Source organism: Salinimicrobium sp. WS361 (assembly GCF_050750585.1).
In the GTDB taxonomy this organism is placed as follows: domain Bacteria; phylum Bacteroidota; class Bacteroidia; order Flavobacteriales; family Flavobacteriaceae; genus Salinimicrobium.
Map to the genome: position 1 here is coordinate 41174 of NZ_JBOJLM010000007.1, position 18178 is coordinate 59351.

Here is an 18178-nt window from a genome sequence, read left to right on the forward strand (position 1 = left end):
TTATTCAGGAAAATCAGTGATAATGGGAGTTTCCAAAGAAACAATGCGCCAGTTATCTGTGTATACCTGAACAGAAGTTTCAGAAGGAGCAAATTCAACATCACTACCGCCTCCGGTCACCTGACCGAGAGTGAAAGCAGAATTTTCGAAGAACATTCCAAAGTTTTTATATGTAGCAGCTTCTCTATAGGCGAGAACATCTCCAAAGGTGTAATCTTCGCCATCACTAAACATATAGAATTCGGTAAAAGGAATAGTGACCGTTTTCCATCCTTCAGTTTCAAATGGTACTACTTCTCCATCTACTATCCATGGAACATAATTGTAGACACCACCGGTCCATTCTCCTCCATTGAAGTTATTTATCAAAAGGATCTTTATAAACCCTGCATCTGCCCATGGTTCGGGAACATAGATATCAAACTGAAAACCAACCTCTTCGAGTGGAGTTGTTGCCGGAATAAAAGAGGTGATTTGAGATCTCCAGCTTTCCTCTCCGGTTGTAAAAACTTCTGCCACACGATTTTTACCGGCAGCGAAAGCTGCAATAGTATCATTGCGCATAGGAAGATAAGTTCCTTGTGAAACATTCCCTTCACCTATAGGTTCAGATTTTAACTGCTCCTGACGAATTGTATTTCCAAATTCCCCAATGGCGCCCTTTCCATCAAAATTGAGAATGACTCCTCTTTCAACGTGGAAAAATGCCGGTGAATAAGCTGCACCATTGGACGATTCGATATAGATCGACCCACCTTCTGGCGATACACCTTCAGGAACTGTAACTGTAAAATACTCTCCATCTTCTTCATCGTAGGCAATTCCTTCTGTTACTTCTACACCCCCTGGAAAAACTACTTTACTCACTTCAAACAAACCAGTTCCATACACAGTAATCTCTTCTCCCGCCTGTGGTAAAGTATGTGAAATACTGGTTATGGTTGGTGCAGACAATCTAATTTCAAAATTAACCGTGGTCTCGGTATTATCTTTTACCAACCTTATAGTATTACGAATATCACCCTCAGCTTCATTTACAGGAGTATCTGGGTGTACCCTAATGAGCATAGAGTTATCGGAAACATACACGGGATTAAAATCTGTTTGAAAACCATTTATAAAAACCCTTCTTACTCCCAGGAATCCAGAGCCTTCAAGTCGCAGTAGCTGGCCCACACGGGCAAAGTCTACCTCCCTGTCTGGAACAGTTGAATTGACATCTTCAAGATATACTGCGTCAACGACAATTTGCTCATCATTAGCATCATCATCGCTGGAACAAGCTGTTAAAAGCAATGCCAGGAAAAGAACTCCCAGAACAGAGACCCAGGGCCTTGTGCTTTTACTAATAATATTTTCCATCATTTTGTATTGTATTAAATTTCTGAATTGGGATTAATTAAAAAGTTCATCGGTAATACGCTCTTCAGTAAATTCGTAAGGCACCGCAGGATCTCTGAGCAATGGATTCTGCACTACTTCAGATTCAGGATAGGGTAAAAGAAAGATATCCTCATCGGCATTTCCAACAGCACGCGTAGCAACATCACGTGTCTCATCAATTTCTATAGTGTTGGTTGCAGCATCATAGACAAAAGGAAGAATTTCAGCTCTTTCCTGATTATCAATATACTGAATAACTTCCTGCTGCTCATAATACGACCATCTTACCAAATCATACCAAAACTGTCCTTCTAAAGCCAACTCTACTCTTCTCTCATGTAACAGATCTTCAAAAGTGAGTGTGGATTTTGGTGCAAGTCCCGCTCTTTCCCTAAGGGCGTTCACATACATCAAGGCAGTCGCATCGCTTGTTGAGGCGTTATTCCCAAGAACTGCTTCAGCATAATTAAGGTACACCTCCCCTAATCTTAACATATAGGTGTTTAAACCGGAGTTCATTCTTGAAGTCTCAGGATTGTCTTTTGTAGAACCTACTACCCCTTTTTTTACATTTACATAGGTGTTTTCATGGTCTACCAGGTAACCGCCTGTAGCCTTACTTATTTCGGGATAAAAATCTCCATCTGCCATCCAGGTAGCTTTTCTTCGTTTGTCATTTTTTTCATATTCAGTTAAGACATCATAAGAAGCTCTTGTAAAATATCCCCACGCAGCATCATCACCGGTGATTTCTGAACCCAGTGCAAAATAAGCCTGATGTGGGTTAGTAACTCCATATTCTCCATTTGGCACCCATTGAAGAGCAAACATGGATTCAGAATTATTGTTATTCTCCACTTTAAACAAGTCGGCATAATCATCCATCAAGGCATATGGTCCTTTATTGATAGCTTGTGCTGCAGACATTTTTGCCAGATCCAGGTATTCCTGACTTCTTGTACCGCTATTTGGACCTTCACTAAGACCGGAATAAGAAAGGTAGATCCGTGATAGCATACCATATGCTGCATATCTTGTTAACCGTCCTGCCTGTCCTGCTTGTTCAGGCAAATGAAGTGCTGCATATTCCAGATCTCTCATGGAAAATTCGAAAACATCACTTCTGGGGCTCTTAGGAATTATAGGGTTATTGATAATTTCTTCCTGACTTGTAGTTATTATGGCATCACCCCATAAAGAGGCCAGATACCAATAAGCCACCCCTCTCATAAAACGTGCTTCAGCGATATACTCTTTTTTAATTTCTTCTTCAACACTACTTTCACTTATCGCAGCAATAGTATTATTGGATTGCTGAATAACAATATAAAAGGATCTCCAGGCTTCCACTAGCGGCCCGGTTAAACCTGTCTCTGCCAAATCACTAAAAGGATAGATATAATCGGAATATGGGGCGTACAAATTATAAGAACGTCCATCTCCCAATCCAAAATAAAATTTGTCGTTAAAAGAAAACCAGACTCTGTTATAAAGAGGTGCTGTTGCTGCCCGAAAGTCTTCTTCAGATTTAAAGAAATTCTCTTTCGCTATTCTGTCGTTCGGCCTTACATCAAGATCATCGCTACAGCTATACGAGCTAAAAAGCAGTCCTGCTATAAAAAGCGTTTTTAGTATACTATTTTTATTCATAACATGTTTTTTTTAAAAGTTGACATTCACGCCCACTGTATAAATACGCGGTGAAGGATAGCGCCCGTTATCTATTCCCGTCAAAAGGGCGTTTTGATTGATCGCCCCTATTTCAGGATCGAAACCGGAATAATCGGTGAAAGTATATACGTTCTGAAGGTTGGTATAAACCTTTAAATTATCCAGTCCAAAACCGTCAATCCAATCTGAGGGAAAACGGTATCCAAAGGAGATATTTTGGATCCTTAGGTAAGATCCATCTTCCACAAACCTGTCACTATACCTAAAGTTGGAAGATGAGGCTGTTGAAGAAGCCGCAATTCTTGGCATATGAGGGTCTCCTCCTACTATCTGGACATTCCGGTAATCTTCGGGCCCATTGGGATCAATCAAATCTAACTGTGCATAACCTAAAGCAGACTGTAGTAGGTTTGTGCTCTCTCTTGGATTTTCCAAAAAGCGCCGTTGATAATTCACTACTTCATTTCCATAAACTCCCGAAAGTTGAACATTTAAGTCAAAGTTTTTATATCTAAAAGAGTTACCAATTCCAAAAGTGAAATCTGGATGCGGATTGCCAATATAATCGCGATCCTGCTCGTCAATCACCCCGTCGTTGTTTATATCTTTAAATATGTAATCTCCAATCCACGCACCGTTTAATCCAATTTCCATGTTTCGAGGCAAGGCTGTAGGAACTACTTCCCCAGCATCATTTCTATAGTAGAAATCTGTAGCATCTTCAAAGCGACCTATTACTCTATATCCATAAAATTGTCCAATAGGTTTACCTACTGCAGTTCTGGTGACAATAGTAATATCAGATCCTTGTTGCAGTGTTTCATTAAGAATACCTGTTTCTGTTGCCAGGCCTAAAACTTCATTTCTGTTAAGGGTGAAAACTAAATTAGTTCTCCATGCAAAATCATTTTTATCTATGTTAACGGTATTAAGTGTAAGTTCAAGTCCTTTATTCTCAAGAGAACCAATGTTTACAATAGGAGGAGCGGTAGAACCTATCCCTGTTGTTCCCGAATAATCGGGATAGGGAGCCTCAAGCAGTAAATTCTCTGTCTTCTTGTAATAAACATCAGCGATAAATTCTATACGATTGTTGAACATATTCAAATCTACACCCACATTTGTAGAGTAAGTTGTCTCCCACTCCAGGTCAGGATTAGCTGTATTTGCAGCCAAAAGTCCGGTTCCAAAAGGAGTTGCAGATGCTCCATAAATAGAAGTGTAGGCATAGTTAGGTGCACTTTGATTACCAACAGCCCCATACCCAAGGCGTAGCTTAAGATTGTTTATGTAGGAATTATTTACGAGAAACTCCTCGTTAGATATCTTCCATGCCAGTGCGGCAGAGGGGAACCATCCCCAGCGGTTATCTTCAGCAAATTTCGAAGAACCATCGTATCTTAAGGTAGCGGTCAATAAATACTTATCATCGTAAGAATAAAAAGCTCTACCAAAATAAGAACTTAGTGCGCTTTTGTTACTTGCATTGGCATTCCTGGCAGTTAAAGGATCCCCTAGATCCAGGTCTGTAGCTCCATTAGTCAAATAACCAGTTCGATATCCATAAAGATTCTCCCACTTCCACTCCTGGAATTCCTGACCTAACATCGCATTTATACTGTGATCTCCAAAAGTGCGGTCGTAGGTTAAAACATTCCGGAAACTGTAGTTTTTACTGAATGCCTTGGTTCTCGAACCTTCCCGAACGGGATTTATAATGGCTCCAAAAGTGTAAGAAGGATTGAAGGTATAGGCATTTGCAAACCCATAATCAATAGAATATTCTGTTCTAAGGGTAAGACCTGCTACAAATTGAATTTCAGCATAGGTATTCGCGCGGATATTTGCATTTTCACCTCTATTTTCCCTAATGCTTGCCAAACCTACCGGGTTGTTCTGCGTAAACTCATCTGTCACAGGCCCGTCAAAATTTCCTTCAGCATTTCGAACAGCTACATTTGGCGTCTGTTTTAAAGCTGTAAGGATCAATGACTCATCAGAGAAAGTGGTAGTTTGATTTATATTACTAAAAGCGAAGTTGATCCCCGTTTTTAGATAATCTTTTACCTGTGTATCAAACAAACCTCTTAGGTTCAACCGATCAAACGCCGAACCCAGAGCTATCCCTTCCTGGTCTAAATACCCAATACTCATAGAATAGCTATTCTTTTCATTTCCTCCCGAAACTGAAAGATTATAGCTCTCCATCATGGCTTTGTCGAACATCTCATCCTGCCAGTCTGTACCTTCACCGAGCAGATCGGGACGAATGAAAAATGCATCATCTTCTACAATATTGAGATCGGCCCGGGTATTTCTATGAATGGCATATTCCCTAAGGTTAAGCATATCTAATTGCTTTGGAATTTCCTGGAATCCCACATAACTATCAAAATTTACTCGCATCTCCCCCGCCTGTCCTCTCTTGGTAGAAATGATAATAACACCATTTGCTGCCCTCGAACCGTAAATTGCAGTAGCCGAAGCATCTTTTAAGATATCAATAGAAGCAATATCTGAAGGGTTAATAGACGCAAAAGCGTTTTGTCCACCCTGTCCTGTATTACTGTCAACAATAACCCCATCAATTACAAAAATGGGCTCATTAGAGCCGGTAATAGAACTAATTCCCCGAATCCTGATAGAGGAACTACCTCCGGGAGCACCGCTGTTTTGTTGTATCTGCACCCCGGCAGCACGCCCCTGTAAGACCTGATCAACGGTTGTGGGTATGGATTCTTCAAGGGCATCACTGGAGACCGAAACCATGGCGCCAGTTACATCGCTTCTTTTCATGGTACCATAACCTACTACAACCACCTCATCTAGGGTGGAAACATCCTCTATAAGAGTAACGTTTATCTCATTCTGCCCATTTACTGGAATTTCTTCAGTTACGAATCCCACGTAACTGTAGACAAGAATACCATTTGGAGGCACATCATTTATGGAGTAATCCCCATTAAAATCTGTCACTACACCGTTTGATGTTCCTTTTAAGAGAATAGTCACTCCCGGCATAGGGCCGTTTTCATCAGTAACAGTACCGGTGACGGTAGTAGTTTGTGCACTGGCAGTGAAACTGATTAAGCTCACAAGAACAAGAAGAGAAACACCTCTTATCTTGGAGCGTAATTCACGAAGTAAATGATTTGTCATTGTTTGTTTTATTAATTTAAATACTGGAAAATTGTTACTTGCCTCTACTTCAAAAAAGCACTTATTAAAGGCGTACACGAAATCGATTGAGTTATTAAAATTGAGTTAAAAATTTAAGGTTAACACTTAACAAATGTATCTGCCGCAGGCCAAAAGTTGTAGCACTTTTGTTGCAATCCTATGTAAATTTTGAAGCATTTTCCAGTATTTACGGGATTTCAGGTGAAGGAATTAACAATAGGGGGATTTTGATATTTACCTGCCGTAAAAAATGGATTTGCACCTTCTGAATTTTCAGGATTTCTTCGGAATTTTAATCACCAATCAAAAAATAGTAGATGAAAAATGACACTTTTGACACCTATGCATTTCCTTTTTTAAACCGGAAATTATCCTGAAGATTTCCCTGGATCTCAAATTGAATCAAATGTGATATGTATTCTGTCTGAATAAAAATTTCTTCTGAATCCAAGCCTTCAGAAGTAATCCGCAGCTTTATTATACAGGACTTGAAATTATGGTGATAACAATTCAGGAAATCTTTCCTTAAAGCTAATTTAAGATTGTAAGGCTTCTGAAATCAATCGATTACGATAACTGAGAATGCAGGTAAAAAAAGTAAATAGTGGAAAAATGACCCATTTAAAAACGCATAAAGGAGATTCTGCAATAAATGAATCTCAAATAATGGAAAATTTGGTTATCTGGAATGACAAAAAAAGTTCCCTTACTTGATGAACTTCATTAGTTGTGAAAATGGTCCATGAAGTCATCGGGGTGTGCTCCTGTTCGTTCTTCCCGGTCTAAGGCATCTATTCGCCGCATATCTTCTTCAGAAATTTCGAAATCAAAAACATCTGCGTTCTCAAAAATGCGATTTTTGTGAACACTTTTTGGAATGGTAACCACTCCTTTCTGAAGATCCCATCTTATGACAAGTTGCGCAACAGTCTTTCCATATTTTTCAGCAAGCTCCTGCAATAGTACATTTTTAAAGACTTCACCTCTCATTAAAGGAGACCAGGCTTCATACTGTATCTGGTTGCGCTTGCAAAAATCGAGCAATGACTGCTGTACCAGCCTGGGGTGGAATTCATTTTGCAGTACCATGGGCTTTATGCTGCAACTATCCAGGATGTCGTTCAATTGATGTTCGAGAAAGTTTGACACTCCTATAGCTTTTACTTTTCCTTCAGAATAAAGCTTTTCCAGAGCTTTCCAGGTTTCGACATACTTCCCCGGCACCGGCCAGTGAATCAAATAAAGATCAATATACTCGAGTCCCAACTTCTCAAGAGATTTATCGAAAGCTTTAAGCGTTTCTTCAAAGCCCTGATCATCATTCCACACCTTGGTGGTTACAAAGATCTCTTCCCGGGGAATTTTCGAACTTTTAATAGCTTCCCCTACACCACTTTCGTTCTCGTAAAAAGATGCCGTATCTATATGCCTGTACCCGGCGTCTAGCGCATGATGTATAGACTCAATGACTTCCCTGCCTTCTTTGGCTTTATATACCCCAAGTCCAAGAACCGGCATAGCAACGCCATTGTGTAATGTGGTAGTTCCATTTATATTTCCAATCTTCATTGTATCTCTTTTACGCCGTAAAATTAATAGTACTCAAAAATGGCATTTTTCGATCTCTTTTCTGAAACTTCTTTCTCAAAAATTTTAGCTGAAGATCTATACGTCAGCCTATGCTTTTACTGAAAATCTAAAACTTGTTTTACTGGAATAGATCTCTCCTGGTTCCAGTACTACTGAAGGGAAATTCTCCTGATTGGGAGTATCTGGATAATGTTGTGTTTCAAAACAAAGACCACTCCTCTTTTCATAATATCCTTTACCATACTGAAGTGGCAAAGTGCCGTCCAGGAAGTTTCCGGTGTAAAGTTGCATCCCTGGCTCGGTAGTGTATACCTCCAACAGCCTGCCCGATTCGGGGTGAAGTGCGGAAGCAGCGAAACGCAGTCCGCTCTCCGGATTGTTGATTACCCATGTATGATCGTAACCATTGCCCCGCTTTAATTGCTCATGCGCCGCATTAATTTCTTCCCCAAGTGCTTTAGTCTTACTAAAGTCAAAAGGACTTCCTGCCACAGGTGCAACTTCGCCGGTAGGAATGAGATCTTCATCTACCGGCACAAAATCATCTGCATTGACTTGAACTTGATGATCTAATATGCTGTTAGCAAAGTCACCAGACAAATTGAAATAGGCATGCTGGGTAAGGTTCACTATAGTTTTCCTGTCGGTAGTGGCTTTATATTCCACTTCCAAAGAATTATCTTCGGTAAGGGTATAGGTCACTTCGGTCTCCAGCCGACCCGGGTAGCCCTCTTCCATGTGTTCACTAATATAGGATAGCACCAGGCTATTTGGTTTTGTAGACTCTTTTACCTTCCACACCACCTTATCAAATCCTTTGTCCCCGCCGTGTAAATGATTTACCCCGTTGTTTTGAGCGAGTGTATATTCCTGACCATCAAGGGAGAATTTCCCTTTTGCAATACGATTACCATAACGCCCAATAAGGGCTCCAAAAAAGGGATTTTCTTCAAGATATTGCTCCAGAGAACCAAAGCTTAAAACCACATCTTCAAAATTGTCGTTTTTATCGGGTACTTTTAAAGAAGTAATACGCCCCCCATAAGTAATGATCTTTACTTCCATTCCCTGTTCATTTCGAAGGGTAAACTGGTCTACCCGTTCCCCTTGTGCAGTAACCCCATATTTTTCCTTATGCATTTTTAGTCCTGCTTCTTGTGATAAACTCCATCATTTCCTGAATACTCAAACCAGTCGAAAGCTGCCTTATTTTGAGATGCTTCTCCATTGGAAGTGGTGTACATTCCAAGATTAGCACCTACAAATCCGCCTGCCACTCTGGTGCTCAAATATTTTCCGTCCAGTTCGCCGCCAAGATTAACCCAATCCGACCCGGTTTTGTAAAAGAATTTATATTGATCTTCATCAAATTCAACTTTAAAATCGATCTCTTTAGCTGAAGAAGGAAGTTTCTTGCTCGCAAGTAATTCTTCTCCGCCCTCATTACCCCTATAAAGCTGCACTACAGGAGAGTTTCCCTCATAAGATTTAGCTATAAAGTAAAAGTGGGACTCATTCTGAAATGCTATTAACCCGGCTTTCTCGTTGGGTTTTTTAGTTTCAAATTCCAATGATATTGCCGCCTCACCCGTCAAATGTTGCTGACGGTGGGATATAAAACTCGGATTAGAAGTGCCCGAAACCGTTTCGGGCCTCGTCTTCATTACCAGGTAACCACTCCGCTCATTTAAGTCGTACCATTCTTCTTTAGGATTCCGAAGAAATAACCAGTGAAGTGCAAGTTCCTTTTCATTAAAATCTTTCTTAAACTCAAAATTGCCGTTCAGCGGAAAAAGATCTTTGTTTAAAGTTACGCCTTCAGGAAGTGGATATTCATATTTGATCTCCTCACCACCCAGGTCAAAAATTGGCCAGTCATTTTCCCATTTTACAGGGGTCATAAAAGTCTCTCTTCCGGTGTTGTAATGATCACCTTCATAAGGGCGAACTGCAAGAAAAACTCCATACCAGTCACCATTAGGGTGCTGCACAATATCTGCATGTCCCGCTGAAGTTATTGGATTTGGCCTGTCTGGATCCAAATGTCGCTGCGTAAGGATAGGATTTTCTTCATAAGGAATAAATTCATCGTCAATATTCCTGTTCCTGTAGATCATTTCTGAATGGTTTACCGCAGTACCTCCTTCGGCAGTCATCAAATAATAATAGCCATTCAATTTGTAGATCCTGGGACCTTCAGCCCAAACCGGTTTGGTAGAGATATCGACTCCGCCGTTCACCAAAATTCGGTTTTCTCCAACCGTCTTCAGGTTTTCTTTATCAAATTCCATCATGCGGATGGTGCGGTGACCATCGTATAAGGGCTCATTATTTGGCGGATCACTATTATAAACTATATAAGATTTTTCCTCGTCAAAGAAGAGTCCGGGATCGATCCCCAGCACTTCAGGTAGCCACACGGGATCACTCCAGGGACCTGCAGGATCTTTAGCCGTAACCACAAAATTACCTTTCCCGTCTACAACGGTACAGGTGACATAGAATAACCCGTGATCATAACTAATATCGGGTGCAAAAATAGCGCGGGAAGTTCCAAAGCCTTCCAGCTCAATTTGATCTGGCCGGTCAATTACATTTCCTATCTGTGTCCAGTTTACCAGATCTGTACTGTGAAAAACAGGGATTCCCGGGTAAAAGGCGAAGGTGGAATGCACCATGTAGAAATTTCCGTTACCATCATCGGTAATTGCAGGATCGGGATACCAGCCTGCCAGAATTGGATTCTGAAATGTCTCCTGGGCGCCCGCCATAAAAAATGAACCCAAAATAAAGAGGCCTGCAAAAAGCCATTTTTGACACCTTAGTCGAAGAATATTTTTCATGTAGTACAGCGTTATTTTTTTATTTTCTACTAATTACCTTCTCAGAAGCTTTTACAATGGCTTCAGCATTTAACCCGTATTTCTCCAAAAGCTGTTCAGGAGTTCCACTTTCTCCAAAAGTGTCATTAGTAGCCACAAATTCCTGAGGTGCAGGATGATTTTTCACCAAAGTACGGGCAATGCTCTCACCCAGACCGCCTAGGTAGTTGTGTTCTTCGGCAGTCACTACACATCCTGTTTTTTTCACCGAGGCAAGCACGGCTTCTTCATCAAGAGGTTTTATGGTGTGAATATTTATCACCTCAGCACTTATGCCTTTTTCTGCAAGTTGTTCTGCAGCCTGAATTGCTTCCCAAACCAAATGGCCTGTGGCAATAATGGTTACATCGTTCCCTTCCAGTAAATGGACTGCTTTTCCTATCTGAAACTCTTCATCGGCCGGTGTGAAATTAGCCACTTTTGGCCTTCCGAAGCGTAAATACACAGGGCCCTGGTGCTCTGCAATAGCAAGAGTTGCTGCTTTGGTTTGATTGTAGTCGCAGGTATTGATCACCGTCATTCCCGGAAGCATCTTCATAAGCCCGATATCTTCCAGGATCTGGTGAGTAGCTCCATCTTCCCCAAGGGTAACCCCTGAATGCGAGGCGCAGATTTTGACATTTTTATCTGAATAGGCAACACTTTGTCTTATCTGGTCATAAACTCTTCCCGTGGCAAAATTTGCAAAGGTTCCTGCAAACGGGATCTTACCTCCAATGGTTAGTCCGGCAGCCATACCAATCATATTGGCCTCTGCAATTCCCACCTGGAAGAAACGTTCAGGGTTTTCGTCAATGAAATCCTGCATTTTTAAAGATCCTACTAAATCTGCACAAAGAGCAACTACATTTGGATTTTTACGTCCCAGTTCAGTAAGCCCATCTCCAAATCCGGAGCGGGTATCTTTTTTTCCTGTATCTGTATATTTTTTCATAAGCCTTCCCCGACCCCTCCAAAGGAGGGGAGATGGGCGTGTATTTAATTAATAATAATTTTCATTTTTTGTTCAAGTAAGCTCCTCCCATTGGGGAGGTTGGGTGGGGCTAGTAATCTCCTAAAGTTTCCGGATTTTGAGCAAGTGCTTTCTCCAGTTGCTCATCATTTGGCGCTTTGCCGTGCCAGGCATGTGTATGCATCATGAAGTCTACACCGTGTCCCATTTCAGAATGCATCAGGATACAAACAGGTTTACCCTTTCCTGTGCGGGCTTTAGCCTCATTTAGACCGTTGATCACCTGCTTTAGATCATTCCCGTTTTCGATTTCAAGTACATCCCATCCAAAAGCCTCAAACTTTGCCCTTAGATTTCCCATAGGCAGAACATTATCTGTACTTCCGTCTATCTGTTGCCCGTTAAGGTCTATTGTAGAAATTAAATTATCCACTTTATTGCCTGCAGCATACATAATGGCTTCCCAGTTCTGCCCTTCCTGCAGTTCTCCATCTCCGTGAAGCGTAAACACTAAATGAGAATCTTTATTTAGCTTTTTTGCCTGCGCAGCACCAATGGCTACAGACATTCCCTGTCCCAATGATCCAGACGCAACTCTAATTCCCGGTAAACCTTCATGAGTTGTAGGATGGCCTTGCAGCCTGGAATTGATAAGCCTGAAGGTATTCAATTCTTCTACAGGAAAGTATCCGCTTCTGGCAAGTACGCTATAGAAAACCGGGGAAATATGCCCGTTAGAAAGAAAGAAAAGATCCTCTCCAGTTCCATCCATATTAAATTCAGGATTGTGTTGCATCACTTCCTGATAAAGTGCAGTAAAAAATTCTGTACATCCCAATGATCCTCCGGGATGACCAGAATCAACTTTATGTACCTGACGTAAAATATCGCGACGTACCTGTGTCGCAAAGTTTTCCAGTTGTTTTATATCCATAACCGTTTAATTAAAAGATTTTGCATCCTCCAGGAACTTAGCCAGTCCGCTATCGGTAAGAGGGTGTTTTAAAAGTCCGTCTATTGAAGAAAGAGGGCCTGTCATTACATCTGCCCCAATTTTAGCGCAATTAACTACATGCATGGTATGTCTTATGGAAGCAGCCAGGATTTGTGTTTCAAATCCATAGTTGTCATAGATCTGACGAATTTCTGCAATCAACTGCAGTCCATCGGTAGAAATATCATCAAGCCTTCCCAGGAACGGCGATACATAAGTGGCTCCTGCTTTTGCAGCCAGTAAAGCCTGCCCTGCTGAAAAAACTAACGTGCAGTTAGTACGTATTCCTTTATCTGAAAAATATTTGATTGCCTTAATGCCCTCTTTAATCATAGGAACTTTCACCACGATTTGGGAATGCAATTCTGCCAGTTCTTCTCCTTCCTTTACAATTTCGTCAAAGGTGGTGGCTATTACTTCCGCAGAAACATCACCATCTACGATCTCGCAAATATCTACATAGTGCTTCAGAATATTATCCCTTCCTCTTATGCCCTCTTTAGCCATTAAAGAAGGATTTGTGGTTACTCCATCCAGAACTCCCAGTTCCTGTGCCTCCCTTATCTGATCAAGGTTGGCAGTGTCAATAAAAAATTTCATATCTAAGCTTTCTTAAAAATTCAAAATCTGTGATCAACCTACTTGTTGTCATTTTTACTATAAGGCAATATAAAAAATTTTAATGACATTTATGATCTCTTTAGGAAAAGATTCATGGGAGAATTTGTAAGTCTGACTTCTATTTCTGGAAAAGAAAGATCCTCCAAAACGGATTATTATAGTTCTGCACGGCACTTTTGCCAAACATATCGGTTGCTTCAGAAAAACAGGGACAAAAAAAGGCTGCCCGGAAAGGGCAGCCTTGGTAAACTTTTCTAAGTTCTGCTTATTAATCTAACTTTCTAAAATTTCCTTCGGCATCAAATTCTACTTCTGTACCGTCAGAAAGTTCGATTTCCTGCTCATTGTCATCTTTTTCCCAACCTACTACCTGGGCATTTGCATGATTAGCACTTAAATAAGTTGCAATCTTAGCAGGCAGCACAGAAGCTGGAATGGCCTCTCCATTTGCACTGTCGATTTCAACAATATTTCCGTTTTCATCAAAATCCAGTTTTAGGCCGTTGGAAAGCACTACTTCATACTTGTCATCTTCCCATATTTGCCAGTTACTGTTTTCATCTACTTTTTCCACAGAAACTGAGGAAAAATGCTGATTGACATAGTCTTGTGCTGTACTGGGCAGGTTTCCTGTATTTGACTGGGCATACATTCCAATTGAGAATAGCGCGCAAAACGCTGATACAACTACTTTTTTCATAACTTGTTTTTTTAATTTGACACAAAACAAGCACCTAAATCTGGAAGAAATTAGGAAAGACCAATTGTCGCAATCCTAAATCTTTCCCAATTTCATGGCTACTTTTGAAACTATGAAGATCCTGATTATTGAAGACGAAAAAGATATGAGGCAGAATATGCAGGCCACTCTTGAGAAGGAGAATTTTCTCGTAGAGCCTGTAGCTACTTATAAGGAAGCCATGTCTAAAATAGGAGTTTACGATTATGATTGTATTCTGCTCGATATTGGTCTGCCCGATGGTAACGGCCTTGAAATCCTGAAAACCCTGAAAGAAAAAGGTTATAGTGATTCGGTCATTATTGTTTCGGCTAAAGATTCTATAGATGATAAAGTGACCGGTCTGGAACTGGGTGCAGACGATTACCTGCCCAAACCCTTTCACATGGCCGAACTCAATGCCCGGGTCAAAGCTGTACTGCGACGGCGAAAACTGGAAGGAAACAATTTACTGGAAGTTGCCAACGTCACCATAAACATCAATAACCACCAGGTGAGCGTTGATGGAGAAGGTCTGGAATTAAACAGAAAAGAATTTGACGTGCTGTTCTATCTTTGCACCAACCAAAACCGCCTGGTAAGCAAATCGGCTCTGGCCGAGCACGTGTGGGGCGACTATATTGACCAGACAGATAATTTTGATTTTATCTATTCCCAGATCAAGAATCTGCGCAAAAAGTTATGTGATAGAAATGCCGGACTTGAGATTAAAGCAGTCTACGGAATAGGTTATAAGCTCCTGGTTCCATGAAACTGCTCAACTACACCACCACTTACTTTGCCGTAATCCTTGTTTTTTTGCTGGGGCTATGGGCCCTGATCTTTTATTTCGAGATACTCGATGAGATCTATGATAGCATGGACGATGGCCTTGACAATCAAAAGATGCTGGTGATAAGGCAGGCTAAAGAAGATCCTTCGATTCTTTCAAAAAATGCTTTTGAAGATGGAAATTATATCATCGCTCCAACCACACCTCAACACAGCCGCAATTTTACTGATGCTTATCGCGACACGCTCATGTTCATGGAAAATGAAGATGAATATGAACCTGTCCGGCTTTTAGAAAGTGTTTTTCAGCAGAACGGTCAATACTACAAAATAAAGGTGGTCACTTCGATGGTCGAAGAAGATGACCTTCGGAAAGAGCTGTTTTTTTCTTTGATCTGGCTCTATCTGGGCTTGATCCTCACAACTCTTGTGCTGAATAATGTACTTCAGAAGAAAGCCTGGAAACCATTTTACAAGCTGCTCCACCAACTTGAAAAATTCAGCATAGAAAAAGACAGCAAGATCAAATTTGAAGCAACTAAAATTGAAGAATTCAAGTTACTCAATGAAAGAGTAGATCGCCTTCTGAAAAAATCTGTAGAAAGTTACAAGAGTCAGAAAGAATTTATTGAAAATGCATCCCATGAGTTGCAGACGCCACTGGCTATAAGCATCAATAAGCTCGAATTAATGGCTGAAAACGCCAATCTGCCTCCTGCACAAATGGAAGAACTGGGAACCGTGCTGCACAGCCTCGAAAGGCTTACCCGCCTCAACAGGTCACTATTATTACTTTCACGGATTGAAAACAGACAGTTTGAAGCCAAAGAAAACATCGGCTGGAATGACCTGGTAAAACAAATTATAACAGAATTTGAAGATTTTGCCGAACACCAGCAGGTGAAAATAACGTTAACTGAAGAAGCCCATATTGAACACACCGGAAATAAGGACCTGGCTGGAATCCTGGTTTCAAACCTCCTCAAAAATGCCATTTTTCACACCCCTTCCGGAACTGCAGTTGAAGTAAAGATCTCTTCAAAAGGAATACAATTTATAAATCCGGGTAGCGCTCCTCTCGAAAAGAGCAAGATCTTCAGCAGGTTTAAAGGAGGGGAAAAAGAAGATTCCACCGGACTCGGCCTGGCAATTTCGAAAGCTATAGTCGAAAAAATGAACATGGACCTTACCTATAACTACGTCTCTCAAAACCACATTTTTACCATATTTCTTTAAAGTTCCCAATTCTTTCCAGTTTCCTTCCTCAAATTAGATCAAAAGAATAAAAGTGAATCTAAGAAGTCTCTTCTTACTGCTGTTGAGCATTTTTTTGCTGTCATGCGACAACGACGACTATCCGTATGCGAAAGTACCGTCAGTAGTCCGCAATGCTTTCTGGACCCAGTACCCTGATGCTGCAGATGCAAAGTTTATCCAGATGGATGAAAATTATGAGGTAGAATTTGAAATAAATGAAGAGGATGGTTCAGCGGTGGTTAATACCTCGGGCAATATTATCAAAGAGAAAAGAGAGATTGAATGGAATGACCTTCCCGCTGCGGTGCAACGAACTCTAAGGGAAACCTACGGACAGAAGAAAATAGAAGATCCCGAACGGGTAAGAATTGGCGAAGAAATTCACTACCAGGTAGAAGTGAGCAGGTTTTTTATAGATGAAGAGATTGTGCTCAACGCTGCGGGTAAGATAGATACTAACCTGAATTACTGGAAATAAAAAAAGTCATGAAAAAGATCATTTTTGGAATACTGGTACTGACCGTTGCGGGCGTTGGTTATTTCTCTTTTAAAGAAAAACCTTCTGGAGAATACAGTGAAGAAAATTACACGATACTTCAAAAGTGGGATCTGCCCGAAGTTCTTAATGAAATTTCCGGCATAGCATGGATTGGAAATAACCGTGTAGCCTGTGTGCAGGATGAAGATGGTATTATCTTCATTTACAATCTTAAAACTTCAGAAATAGAAGGTCAAACCTCTTTTGGCAATGGGGGAGATTATGAGGGTATAGCCGTGATCAAAGACGATGCTTATGTACTGCGAAGTGACGGGGTGCTTTTTGAGGTCAATGGTTTTACAGGAAAAAATCCACAGGTGCAGAAGCATGTGACCGAAGTCAATAACTTCAGCAAAATTAACCTGGAAGGTTTGTGTGCCGATCCCGAAAATAATCGTCTTCTACTGGCCGTAAAAGAAGGTAAAGACTTTGATGAACAAAAAGGCGTTTACGTGTTCGACCTGCACAAAAAAGATTCAGGTAAAGATCCATTGTTTATGCTTCGGCTTTCAGATCCTGTTTTTAAAACGGTAAAGACAAAGCTGAAGGAAAAATTCTCTCCCGGGGAGATTGGGCTACACCCCAAAACGGGCGAATATTACATTCTTGACGGCACCAGGCCCAAGCTTCTCATCACCGAAAAAGACGGTACTCCAAAAAAACTGTTCTTGTTCCAGCCACGGGATTTCGGCAATCCTGAAGGGCTGACATTTAGCCCCGACGGAGATCTTTATATCTCAAATGAAGCGGAAGATGCTCCTGCCAATATTCTTCAAGTTTCCCTTAACCACAAAAATAAATAAGAGACTAATGGTAACCTTCCTGTAAAACAGGACGACCAGAGTCTTTAATGAAATAAGCCTCCCCAACACTATGGAAAACCAATCAATTAAAACTTCATCGGTAAAGCAGAGTAAATTACCGCTTTACATTTCGGCTGCTATCGTAATATCTTTTGTTCTTGCTTATTTTTTTATTCCGGGCGTGCAGTCCTGGCTTTCTGAAGCCTGGAATGTGCTTACCAGCGACGATAATGAGAGGATAAAGGCCTGGGTGGGGAATTTTCGCTGGTTTGGCCCGGTGGTTTTGGTCTTAACGATGATCGCGCAAATGTTTCTCCTGGTGATTCCCACTATTGCTTTGATGGTAGTTTCCGTTTTAGCTTACGGCCCTATTTGGGGAAGCGCGATTATACTTGTTTCGGTATTTTCGGCCTCGTCGGTAGGTTATTTTATTGGAAGGTACTTTGGTCCTGTGATCGTGGAAAAACTCATTGGGCACAAAAATGAAAAAAAGATAAGGGACTTCATTGATGATTACGGGTTTTGGGCAGTGATCGTAACCCGTCTCAATCCATTTCTTTCCAATGATGCCATTAGCTTTGTAGCAGGTATTCTCAAAATGGGATACTGGAAATTCATTGGGGCCACTATGGTAGGGATTGCACCACTCACCCTTTTTATTGCCATTATTGGTAAAAGTACCGATGCTCTAAAATCGGGATTATTATATGGTTCAATTATCAGTTTAATCCTGTTTGGTTTGTATGTTTACTGGGACAAAAGAAAAAGAAATTCCACAAATAAATCTCACGCCTAAG

15 protein-coding genes are annotated in these 18178 nt (G+C 40.9%); 5 read left to right on the top strand and 10 right to left on the bottom strand.

Translation table 11 applies throughout. The features are described from left to right. From ACQ93I_RS08675 to ACQ93I_RS08720, 10 genes are all read right to left on the bottom strand, one after another. Positions 1–1365 (bottom strand): glycan-binding surface protein, encoded by a 1365-nt coding sequence (locus tag ACQ93I_RS08675; RefSeq protein ID WP_431698144.1) that lies wholly within the window; start codon positions 1363–1365, stop codon positions 1–3. A gap of 30 nt (positions 1366–1395) precedes the next feature. Then, positions 1396–3033 (bottom strand): RagB/SusD family nutrient uptake outer membrane protein, encoded by a 1638-nt coding sequence (locus tag ACQ93I_RS08680; RefSeq protein WP_431698145.1) that lies wholly within the window; start codon positions 3031–3033, stop codon positions 1396–1398. A 12-nt stretch (positions 3034–3045) separates the two neighbouring features. Next, complete coding sequence (locus ACQ93I_RS08685; protein ID WP_431698146.1) at positions 3046–6213, bottom strand: SusC/RagA family TonB-linked outer membrane protein; 3168 nt, start codon at positions 6211–6213, stop codon at positions 3046–3048. 744 nt (positions 6214–6957) lie between these two features. Next, on the bottom strand, positions 6958–7803 hold the full coding sequence (locus tag ACQ93I_RS08690) for an aldo/keto reductase (RefSeq protein ID WP_431698147.1): 846 nt from the start codon (positions 7801–7803) through the stop codon (positions 6958–6960). Positions 7804–7911: 108 nt separating this feature from the next. Next, positions 7912–8964: an aldose epimerase family protein gene (locus tag ACQ93I_RS08695; RefSeq protein ID WP_431698148.1), complete on the bottom strand. Its 1053-nt coding sequence runs from the start codon at positions 8962–8964 to the stop codon at positions 7912–7914. A gap of 2 nt (positions 8965–8966) precedes the next feature. Continuing rightward, positions 8967–10667 carry a glycoside hydrolase family 43 protein gene (locus ACQ93I_RS08700; RefSeq protein WP_431698149.1) on the bottom strand — a complete coding sequence of 567 codons (1701 nt, stop codon included), beginning with the start codon at positions 10665–10667 and terminating at the stop codon, positions 8967–8969. Positions 10668–10686: 19 nt separating this feature from the next. After that, positions 10687–11640 carry a transketolase family protein gene (locus ACQ93I_RS08705; RefSeq protein ID WP_431698150.1) on the bottom strand — a complete coding sequence of 318 codons (954 nt, stop codon included), beginning with the start codon at positions 11638–11640 and terminating at the stop codon, positions 10687–10689. 109 nt (positions 11641–11749) lie between these two features. Next, entirely contained in the window at positions 11750–12592 is an 843-nt protein-coding gene (locus ACQ93I_RS08710; protein ID WP_431698151.1) for a transketolase, read from the bottom strand. A gap of 6 nt (positions 12593–12598) precedes the next feature. Further along, a complete protein-coding gene (fsa, locus tag ACQ93I_RS08715; protein WP_431698152.1) occupies positions 12599–13252 on the bottom strand; it encodes a fructose-6-phosphate aldolase in 654 nt (217 codons plus the stop codon). Between the two features lie 289 nt (positions 13253–13541). Next, entirely contained in the window at positions 13542–13973 is a 432-nt protein-coding gene (locus tag ACQ93I_RS08720) for a PepSY-like domain-containing protein (RefSeq protein WP_431698153.1), read from the bottom strand. A 112-nt stretch (positions 13974–14085) separates the two neighbouring features. Between ACQ93I_RS08720 and ACQ93I_RS08725 the strand changes: the two genes are divergently transcribed. The 5 genes from ACQ93I_RS08725 (at position 14086) to ACQ93I_RS08745 (ending at position 18177) form a co-directional block, all read left to right on the top strand. Then, positions 14086–14763, top strand: coding sequence for a response regulator transcription factor (locus tag ACQ93I_RS08725; RefSeq protein WP_431698154.1), 678 nt, complete (start codon positions 14086–14088; stop codon positions 14761–14763). After that, positions 14760–16019, top strand: a complete 1260-nt coding sequence (locus tag ACQ93I_RS08730) for a sensor histidine kinase (protein ID WP_431698155.1) — start codon at positions 14760–14762, stop codon at positions 16017–16019. Before ACQ93I_RS08725 ends, ACQ93I_RS08730 begins: the two co-directional genes overlap by 4 nt. 52 nt (positions 16020–16071) lie before the next feature. Beyond that, positions 16072–16518 (top strand): PepSY-like domain-containing protein, encoded by a 447-nt coding sequence (locus ACQ93I_RS08735; protein ID WP_431698156.1) that lies wholly within the window; start codon positions 16072–16074, stop codon positions 16516–16518. A gap of 8 nt (positions 16519–16526) precedes the next feature. Then, entirely contained in the window at positions 16527–17381 is an 855-nt protein-coding gene (locus ACQ93I_RS08740) for an SdiA-regulated domain-containing protein (protein WP_431698157.1), read from the top strand. Between the two features lie 70 nt (positions 17382–17451). After that, positions 17452–18177 (top strand): TVP38/TMEM64 family protein, encoded by a 726-nt coding sequence (locus ACQ93I_RS08745; protein WP_431698158.1) that lies wholly within the window; start codon positions 17452–17454, stop codon positions 18175–18177. Position 18178 lies beyond the last annotated feature (1 nt).